Genomic DNA, 9375 nt, shown 5'->3' with positions numbered 1-9375 from the left:
GGCCAGCCGGTGGTCTACGAGGGCTGGACGACGATGTCCAAGTCCAAGAACAACGGTGTCGACCCGCAGGCGCTGATCGACCAGTACGGCGCCGACACCGCGCGGCTGTTCGTGATGTTCGCGTCGCCGCCCGAGCAGACGCTGGAGTGGAACGACGCCGGCGTGGAAGGTGCGCAGCGATTCCTGCGCCGCGTGTGGGGCTTCGGCGTCAAGCGGGCCGACGCCATCCGCGCGGCGGCCACTGCCGTGCCGGCCGATCTGCCGGCCGACGCCAAGGCCCTGCGCCGCGAGGTGCACAGCGTGCTGCGCCAGGTCAGCTACGACTACGAGCGCATGCAGTACAACACCGTGGTCTCCGGTGCGATGAAGCTGCTCAATGCGCTCGATGCCTTCAAGGGCGATGGCAGTGCCGCCGCGGATGCCGTGTTGCGTGAAGGCGCCTCGGTGCTGCTGCGGGCGCTGTACCCGGCCTGCCCGCACATCGCGCATGGGCTGTGGGACGCCTTGGGCTTCGCCGCGCAGCATGGCGTGCTGCTGGACGCACCCTGGCCGCAGGTCGACGAGGCCGCGCTGGTGCAGGATCAGATCGAGTTGGCGCTGCAAGTGAACGGCAAGCTGCGCGGCAGCATCACCGTCTCCGCGCAGGCCGACAAGCCGGCGATCGAAGCCACCGCACTGGCCTCGCCGGAATTCGCCAAGTTCGGTGAAGGCAAGCCAGCGAAGAAGGTCATCGTCGTGCCGGGCCGTCTCGTCAACGTCGTTGTCTGACGTGCTCACCCGCCGCACGCTGCTGCTGAGCCTGCCGCCGCTGGCGCTGGCCGGCTGCGGCTTCGAGTTGCGCCGCACGCCGCAGCTGCCGTTCTCGCGCCTGGCCCTGCAGGGTTTCACGCCGCGCTCACCGCTGCTGGAAGAGTTGCGCCGCACGCTGGCGCCCACTGTGCAGGTGGTAGAGGACGTGGCGCAGGCCGAAGCCGTGCTGCAAGCCGTGCTCGACCGGCGCGAAAAGAGCGTCAACGCCTCCACCGCCGCCGGCCAGGTGCGCGGCGTGCAGCTGCGCGTGCGTTTCGACTTCCGCCTGACCAGCCCGGCCGGCCGTGAACTGATCGGTGAAACCGCGCTGCAGCTGGCCCGCGACATGACCTACAGCGAAACCTTCGCGCTGGCCAAGGAACAGGAAGAGGCGCAGCTGTACCAGGCCATGCAGTCCGACATCGTGCTGCAGCTGATGCGCCGCATCGCGCAGCTGAAAAAGCCAGCGGGATAAACCATGCAAGTACGCAGTGACCAGCTCGACAGCCAGCTGCAGCGGGGCCTGAAGCCGGTCTACACGGTGCATGGTGACGAACCCTTGCTGGCCCAGGAAGCCGGCGACGCGATCCGCAGCGCGGCGCGTGCGGCCGGCTACAGCGAACGCAAGGTCTTTACCGTCAGCGGTGCGCATTTCGACTGGTCTGGCCTGCTCGGGGCTTCACAAGCCATGAGCCTCTTCGCAGAGCGCCAGTTGATCGAGATCCGCATCCCGAACGGCAAACCCGGCAAGGACGGCTCCGAGGCCTTGCAGCGGTATTGCGCCGCGTTGTCCGACGACCTGGTGACCCTCGTGCACCTGCCGCGGCTTGATCGCCAGCAGCAGCAGAGTGCCTGGTTCACTGCGCTCGACGCCGCCGGCGTGATGCTGCGCGTGGACCCGGTAGAGCGGCGCGCGCTGCCGCAGTGGATTGCGCAACGCCTGGCGCGGCAAGGCCAATCGGTGGCCGAAGGCGATGCCGGCCAGCACGCGCTGGCCTTCTTCTCCGACCGCGTCGAAGGCAATCTGCTGGCCGCGCACCAGGAGTTGCAGAAGCTCGCGCTGCTGTACCCGGCCGGCGTGCTGAGCTTCGAGCAGATCGAAGCGGCTGTGCTGAACGTCGCGCGCTACGACGTGTTCAAGCTCGGCGAAGCAGTGCTCGCCGGCCAGGTGCCGCGCGTGCTGCGCATGCTCGACGGCCTGCGCGCCGAAGGTGAAGCTGCCGTGCTGGTGCACTGGACGCTGGCCAGCGACATCCTGGCGCTGAAGTCCGCCAAGGACGCAGTGATCGCCGGCAAGCCGCTGGCGATGGCGCTGCGCGAAGCGCGGGTGTGGGGCGCAAAGGAGCGCTTGTTCGAGCGCGCCGTGCCCTTGCTGGCCGAGCACCAGGTGGCGCACCTGGTCGAAGCGGCCAGCGTCTGCGATGGCGTCATCAAGGGCCTGAAGCACCCCGGCTGGCCGCTGGAGCCCTGGGATGCCCTGCGCCGCCTGGCGCTGCTGCTGACGCAGAACCTGGCGACGCCGCCCGCACCGCGCGGCAAGGCGCCGGTGCTGATGCGGCTGGCGCTGGAAGCGCAGTGATGTGCGACCACCCATACCGCCAACCGGACGGCCACCCAGCAGGCACGCCGCGCCCCGTCGCGATCAGTACCCGCGCTCGCTGCTGACCAGGTTCGCCAAAGGCCGGCCGGCCGCCAGCGCCTCGATGTTGGCCGCGGCAATGCCCGCAGCACTGCGCAGGTCCGTCTGCGCCGCGGCATGCGGCAGCAGCGTGACGCCAGGATGCGACCAGTAGCGGTGCTCGGGCGGCAGCGGTTCGGTCTGGAAGACGTCCAGCACGGCATGGCCGACGCGGCCGCTGTCCAGCGCGGCGAGCAGGTCGGCATCGACAACATGCGCGCCGCGCGCCAGGTTGACGATGGCGGCGCCTTGGGGCAGGCGCGAAAAGAAAGTGGCGCCCAGCAGGCTGCGCGTTTCAGGCGTTAGCGGCAGCAGGTTGACGACGACCTGCACCGCGGGCAAGGCGGCCTGCAGCGCCGGCATGCCGCTGTGCACTACCAGCCCCGGCTCGCCGGCGCCCTCCTCTCGACGCCAGGCCGCGACGCAGTAGCCCTGCTGCTGCAGGCGCTGCGCGGCGGCGCGCCCCATCTGGCCCAGGCCCAACACCAGCACGTTGACCTCGTCGGCGCGGCGCTGCGGCAGCACCTGCCACAGCCTGCGCTGCTGCTGCTGCGCATACTGGAAAAACCCGCGGTGCAGCGACAGCACGGCCCAGAGCGCGGTCTCGGCCATCGCGCTGTTCATCGCCGGGTCGACCATGCGGGCAATCGGCACACCGGACGGCAGCGTGTGATCGCCCATCAGCCGGTCGACGCCGGCCCACAAGGACTGGATCAGGCGCAGCCCGGGCAGGCCCTGCAGGCTGCCGGGCGGGGGATTCGCGACGACCGCCGCGGCAATGGGCGTGGCGGGCTCGCGCGCCAGCAGCAGGCGATGCTGCGGCATCGCCGCGCTCAGCGCAGCGGCCCAGGCGTCGCGTTCCGCATCCTCCCAAGTTCCGACCAACAGGATGTTCATGCCCGCACCCGGGCCAGCAGCCCCTGCAGCGCACAGCGCACCGTGGCCTGGCGAACGGCGGCGCGGTCGCCGCTGAACTGGTGGCGCTCGGCCTGCACACCGGCCGGCCCGGCCCAGGCCAGCCACACCAGGCCGACCGGCTTGGTGGCCGTGCCGCCGGCGGGTCCGGCGACGCCGGTGACGGCCACCGCGAACTGCGCCTTCGCATGGGCCAGCGCGCCGGCCGCCATCGCGCGCGCCACCTCTTCACTGACGGCGCCATGCTCTGCAATCACCGCCGCAGGTACACCCAGCGCCTCCGTCTTCGCGGCATTGCTGTAGGTGACGAAGCCGCGCTCGAACCAGTCGCTGGAGCCGGCCAGTTCGGTGCAGGCGGCAGCGATCAGGCCGCCGGTGCAGCTCTCGGCCGTGCACAACTGCTGGCCGCGCGCGCGCAGCGCATCGGCGAGCTGCCGCACAGACTGATCCACCGCGTCATCGTGATTCACATCGCCCTCCACAGCGTTCCGCCCAGCGCCAGGACCAGCAGCGTGCACAGCGCCGCCACCAGGTCGTCGAACAGGATGCCCCAGCCCTGGCGCCAGCCGATGGCCTCGCCCGGCCGCAGCTTGTACAGCCGGTCCGCCCAGCCCACCGGGCCGGGTTTGGCGGCATCGAAGAAGCGGAACAGGCCGAAGGCCGTGGCCTGCAGCAGCAGGCCGGCCGGCATCAGCAGCCACAGCACGAGCCAGAACGCGATCACCTCGTCCCAGACGATGGCGCCGGGATCGGCCACCGCCAGCTCACGCGCCGTGCGGGTGCAGGCCCACCAGCCCAGCGCCAGCGACAACAGCAGCAGCAGGCCCCAGGCCCGATCGTCCAGCCAACGGTCGAGCACGACAAAGGCCGCCCAGGCCCACAGCGTGCCCACGGTGCCGGGTGCCCGCGGCGACAGCCCGCTGCCGGCGCCCAGCGCGACCCAGCGCGCCGGGTGGCCCAGCATGAAGCGCCAGCTGACGCGGCGGGGCGCCATGGTGCTCATCCGCTGAAGTGGTCGAAGCCACGCGGCAGGGCCGCCAGGAACTCACCGCGGCCATCGCGCAAGCGCAGGCCGGCCTCGGCCTCGATGCGGCCGATGCAGCTCACGGCGACACCGGCTTGCGCCGCCGCGGCCAGCACGGCGGCCTGCGCATGGGCGGGGGCAGTGAACAGCAGTTCGTAGTCGTCACCGCCGGCCAAGGTGCACTCGCGCCGCAGCGCCAGCGGCTGGCGGGCCAGCACGTCGCTGACCGGCACGGCATCGACCTCGATGCAGGCGCCGACGCCGGACCGCTGCAGCACATGCCGCAGGTCGCCGACCAGCCCGTCGCTCAGGTCGATCGCGCTGGTCGCCAGGCCCCGCAGCGCCAGGCCGAGCGCCACCCGTGGCTGCGGGCACTCCATCGCCTGACGCACCGATTCAAAGTTATCGCCCGGCAAGGCCACCTGGCCGCGGAACACTTCCAGCGCCAGCCGGGCATCGCCGATGCCGCCGCCGGCCGGGTGGCTGACCCACAGCGCGTCGCCGGCGCGCGCACCGTCGCGCCGCAGGGCCCGGCCGGGCGGGACTTCGCCGAACACGGTGATGCACAGGTTCAGCGGCCCGGCGGTGGTGTCGCCGCCGACCAGCTCGATGTCGTGCCGGTCGGCCAGCGCAAACAGGCCCTCGGCCAGGCCGGCCAGCCAGGCCTCGTCGACGCGCGGCATCGCCAGCGCCAGTGTGAAGGCCAGCGGCTGTGCACCGCAGGCGGCCAGATCGCTCAGGTTCACCGCCAGCGCCTTGTGGCCCAGGCGCTGTGGTGCGACCGTCGACAGGAAGTGCCGGCCCTCAACCAGCATGTCGCTGGACACGGCCAGCTGCATGCCAGGGGTCGGCGCGAGCAGCGCGCAATCGTCGCCGATGCCCAGCACGGCGCGCCGCACCGGCCGCGTGAAGTACTGCTTGATCAGATCGAACTCGCCCAGCGCCATGCGCGGGATTGTCGCGCAGCGTTCGGCAGCTGTTCTTCAGCCCGGCGGCACCAGCCCGACGAGCTGCTGCCGCAGCGCGGCCGCCGTCACCGGCTTGCGCAATACCGCGGCCACATCGCCGAGGCTGTCGGTCGCGGCTGGCTCGCTGCCGCTGCACAGCACCAGCCGCACCGCGTCGCCCGCGGCACGCGCTTCGTCGGCCACGCGGCGCAGCAGATCCAGGCCGTCGCCATCGGGCAGGTGGCGGTCGCTGATCAGCAGCGCCACGCCGCCGGCCTGCCAGCGCTGCAGGGCCGCGGCCACCGTGCCGGCCTCGAGCACCTGCTGGCCATCGATGCGCAGCATGTTGGCCATCAGCACGCGGCTGACTTCGTCATCGTCGACCAGCAGCACGGCGCCCGGCCCCGGCGCGGCCGCCACGCGGGCCGGCGGGGCGTCGGCCTCGGCCTCGGCCGGCATCGGGAGCACCACGCTGACCTCGGTGCCCTGCCCCGGCACGCTGTGCAGCGTGATGCGGCCGCCCATCGCGTCGACCAGGCGCTTGCAGATCGCCAGGCCCAGGCCGGTGCTGCCTTCGGCCGGCGCGTAAGTGGGATGGTGCAGGGTTTCGAAGGGCTCGAATAACGCATGCTGCCGCTCCGCGGGAATGCCGATACCGGTGTCCTGCACGCGCAGCAGCAGGCTGTCGCCGTCCGGCGCCTGGCCTGGCTCCAGCTGCCGCTGCGCCACCACCGTCACGCTGCCTTGCTGGGTGTACTTGACGGCATTGCTGACCAGGTTGACCAGCAGCTGCCGCATGCGCAGGCTGTCGATCATCAGGTAACGCGGTATCTGATCGTCCCAGTGCAGGTGCATCTGCAGGCCACGCGCGTCGGCGGCCAGGCGGTGGTTTTCCACCAGCTGCCGCAACAGCGCTTGCAGATCCACCGGCGCCGGCTGCAGCACCAGGCGGCGCGCTTCCAGCCGAGCCAGGTCCAGCACATCGTCGATCAGTTGCACCAGCGACGACGACGAATCGCTGGCCACGCGCCAGAACCGTCGTTGCGCGGCGTCGAGCCGGCTGTCGCCCAGGCCCTGCAGCGCCAGCGTGACGGCCTGCAGCGGCGCGCGCAGCTCATGGCTGGCGCTGGCCACGAACAGGTTCTGGGCCTGCATGGCACCGAGCAGTTGCGATTGCAGCGCACGCTCGGTCGACACATCGACGACGTAACCGGTCCAGGCCATGCGGCCATCGGGCAGCGCGCGCGGGATGGCTTCGCAGTGCAACCAGCGTTCACCGCCTCGCGGGTCGCTGTAGCGCAGGGTTTCCTTGAAGGGCTGGCCTGTCGCCAGGCTCGCAGAACGTGCCGCGAGCAGCTTGCGCGCCTCATCTGGCAGCATGCGCCTGGCCACGGCGTCGACCAGGCTGCTGCCGCGCTGCAGCCCGGGACCGAGGAAGCTTTCGACCGGCGCGCTGATGAAGCGTTCCTCCAGCCGGCCGTCGGGCGCATTGATGTACTGGAACACCAGGCCAGGCAGGCCATCGGTGACGTCGCGCAGCCGTTCTTCGGCGGCCGTGCGCTCCTGCACTTCGCGGGCCAGCCGGCGCATCCACCAGACGCTGGCGCTCACCAGCAGCAGCAGCGCGCCGCCCGCGGTGGCCAGCAGCGGCAGGTAGCGCCGCCACGGGAAGGCCGGCGCGAAATCGATCGCCACCCAGCGACGGAACAGCCGGTCGCGCTCGTCCAGCGGGATGTCGGCCAGCGCGCGGTCGATCAAGGGCATCAGCGCCGCTGCTTCGCGCGAGGTGGCGAAGCGGAACTGCGCCGGCAGCTGTTCCACCGGCCCGACGCCGCGCAAGCGGCCGCCGCTGTCGCCGTTGATGCGCATGTTGGCGAACAGCTTCACTTCCACCGCCGCATCCGCCTCGCCGCGGGCCACGCGGTCCATCGCGTCGTCACCGTTCAGCGCATCGATCACCTGGATCTCGCGGTAGCGCTCGGCCAGCAGGTCACGCAGCGGGTGCTGAGGCGCCAGCGCCAGGCGCTTGCCGCGCAGGCTGTCCAGCCCCCAGTACAGCGGCGCGTCGCTGCGCGCGACGATCATGTACGGCATCTCCAGGTAGGGCTGCGAGAAGACGAACTCGAGCGCGCGCGCTTCGGTGCGGGTCAGGAAGGGCACGATGTGGATCGTCCCTCCGCGCAGCGCATCCAGCATCGCACCGACGTTGTCGAAGGGCACCACGTCGATCGCCACGCCGAGCCGGGCCGCCACCTGCGCGGCATAGTCCGCGGCAATGCCGGCATGGCCCCCGCTGGGCAGGGCTTCGTTGAGCAAGGTCAGGCCGCGCACGGCACCCAACCGCAACACGCTGCGGCCGGCCAGTTGCCGCTGCTCGCCGCGCGCCAGTTTCAGCACCTGCGGCAGCTCCTGCCGCTGCGAGCCCAGGGCCTGCAGTGCGGCATCCAGTTGCGGCATCGGCCCCGAGCGTAGCGCGGCGATGCCCTTGCTCAGGGCCCGGGCCAGCAAGGGCCAGTCGCTGCGCACGCCGAAGTGCATCTGGCCAGTGGCATAGACCAGCGATTTCTTGACCTCCAGGCCGGTCACCGCATCACGCTGGATGCGGTCCATCGCCATCAGCAGGCTGCCGAAGTAGTAATCCTCCTCGCCGATGGCCACTGCGCGCAGCGCATGCGCCGTGTCCGGCTGATCAGCGATCAGCACCTCGGGGTAGAGGCGTCGCGCGTAGTACTGCGTGACGTAGCCTTTTTCGATGGCCACGCGGTGGCCGTTCAGCGAGGGCTCGTTGGTGAAGCGCGGGTCGGCCGCGCGCCCAATGATCGCGCCGGGGTTGGGCGCGGTGCCCAGCGTGAAGCTCATGTAGGCCTCGCGCGAGGGTTCGTAGCCGACGCTGGCCATCACGTCCACCTCGCGGTCGCGCAGCGCCGCCAGCGCCTGCGGAAAGCTCGACAGCACCACCGGCTTGAGCTTCAGGCCCAGGGCCTGCGCGATGTGCGTGAGGATTTCGATCTGGATGCCGCTGATCTCGCCATCGGCGCTGATCACTTCGTACGGCCGGTTGTCCGGCAGGTTCAGCCCGACCCGCAGCTCGGGCAACTGGGCGATGAAGTCGCGCTCGGCCGCATCGAGCAAATCGCGCCCGGGCAGCACCACGGTCTTGCCGGGCGGCACGCGGAAGCGATAGCTCGGCTCGACCGCGTCGGCAGCCCAGGCCGGCCCGCCGAAGCCCAGCAAGCCCTGCAGCAACAGCAGCGCCCAGAGGCCGGCCCAGCAGCCCGCGCATCGGCGCAACGCGGCCGCTGGCCTGCTCAAGCGGAGTTCTCGCGCAGCAGGTTGGTCAGCTCAACGGCCGAGCGCACGTTCATCTTGTCGAACAGGCGCGCGCGGTGGACCTCAACTGTGCGCACGCTGATGCCCAGTTCGTCGGCGATCAGCTTGTTCGGCAGGCCAGCGATCACGCGTTGCATCACGTCGCGCTCGCGGTCGGTGAGTTCGGCCACCGAGCGCGCCACCTGCAGCCGCCGTTTGCGCTGGCGAATGGCGTCGCCGCTGCGCTCCAGCGCCAGTTCGACGCGATCGACCAGCGAGTTGTCGGAGAACGGCTTTTCGACGAAGTCGAAAGCGCCGCGCTTGACCGCGGCCACGGCCGTTGGCACATCGCCATGGCCGGTGAGAAAGATCACCGGCAGCCGCTCGATCAGGCCACGCTCGATCAGCCGCTCGAACAGCACCAGCCCGCTGGTGCCGGGCATGCGCACGTCGAGCAGCAGGCAGGACGGCGAATCGGGCCAGCCGCCGATCACATCGCGTGTTTGCAGCCAGGTGTCGAAGGCATCGGCATGCGCAAAACCTTCGGACAGCAGGCGCCGCGAGCGCAACAGCCAAGCCAGCGCGTCCCGCACCACCGGCTCGTCATCGACCAGATAGACCACCGGAATGCCGAGCGGAGCGGCATCGAAGGACGAAGAGCCCGGCTGCGTCACCATGATGCCAGCGATGGTACACGCCGGGCCTGGCGCCCG

At 70.9% G+C, this 9375-nt stretch carries 9 protein-coding genes; 3 read left to right on the top strand and 6 right to left on the bottom strand.

Annotated features, from left to right (window positions below):
- From VLK61_RS01165 to holA, 3 genes are all read left to right on the top strand, one after another.
- Positions 1 to 768: class I tRNA ligase family protein (locus VLK61_RS01165; protein WP_325417424.1), on the top strand; the 768-nt coding region annotated here is incomplete at its 5' end.
- Between the two features lies 1 nt (position 769).
- Positions 770 to 1264 carry an LPS assembly lipoprotein LptE gene (lptE, locus tag VLK61_RS01160; protein ID WP_325417422.1) on the top strand — a complete coding sequence of 165 codons (495 nt, stop codon included), beginning with the start codon at positions 770 to 772 and terminating at the stop codon, positions 1262 to 1264.
- Between the two features lie 3 nt (positions 1265 to 1267).
- A complete protein-coding gene (holA, locus tag VLK61_RS01155) occupies positions 1268 to 2368 on the top strand; it encodes a DNA polymerase III subunit delta (protein WP_325417420.1) in 1101 nt (366 codons plus the stop codon).
- Between the two features lie 63 nt (positions 2369 to 2431).
- On the opposite strand, the gene VLK61_RS01150 is transcribed toward holA, so the two are convergent.
- The 6 genes from VLK61_RS01150 to VLK61_RS01125 are packed head-to-tail and all read right to left on the bottom strand — an operon-like array spanning position 2432 to position 9339.
- Positions 2432 to 3364, bottom strand: a complete 933-nt coding sequence (locus VLK61_RS01150; protein WP_325417418.1) for a 2-hydroxyacid dehydrogenase — start codon at positions 3362 to 3364, stop codon at positions 2432 to 2434.
- Positions 3361 to 3852 (bottom strand): CinA family protein, encoded by a 492-nt coding sequence (locus VLK61_RS01145; protein WP_325417417.1) that lies wholly within the window; start codon positions 3850 to 3852, stop codon positions 3361 to 3363. The genes VLK61_RS01150 and VLK61_RS01145 overlap by 4 nt, the downstream gene beginning before the upstream one ends.
- Positions 3849 to 4385, bottom strand: coding sequence for a phosphatidylglycerophosphatase A family protein (locus VLK61_RS01140; protein ID WP_414636736.1), 537 nt, complete (start codon positions 4383 to 4385; stop codon positions 3849 to 3851). Before VLK61_RS01140 ends, VLK61_RS01145 begins: the two co-directional genes overlap by 4 nt.
- Complete coding sequence (thiL, locus tag VLK61_RS01135) at positions 4382 to 5347, bottom strand: thiamine-phosphate kinase (protein ID WP_325417428.1); 966 nt, start codon at positions 5345 to 5347, stop codon at positions 4382 to 4384. The genes VLK61_RS01140 and thiL overlap by 4 nt, the downstream gene beginning before the upstream one ends.
- A gap of 42 nt (positions 5348 to 5389) precedes the next feature.
- Entirely contained in the window at positions 5390 to 8665 is a 3276-nt protein-coding gene (locus tag VLK61_RS01130; protein WP_325417413.1) for a transporter substrate-binding domain-containing protein, read from the bottom strand.
- A complete protein-coding gene (locus VLK61_RS01125; protein ID WP_325417411.1) occupies positions 8662 to 9339 on the bottom strand; it encodes a response regulator transcription factor in 678 nt (225 codons plus the stop codon). Before VLK61_RS01125 ends, VLK61_RS01130 begins: the two co-directional genes overlap by 4 nt.
- Between the last annotated feature and the right edge of the window lie 36 nt (positions 9340 to 9375).

It is taken from the genome of Aquabacterium sp. (assembly GCF_035476535.1).
Lineage (GTDB): Bacteria > Pseudomonadota > Gammaproteobacteria > Burkholderiales > Burkholderiaceae_C > Pseudaquabacterium.
The sequence above is the reverse complement of the archived record's forward strand: the minus strand, read 5'-3'. Positions and strand labels throughout refer to the sequence as shown.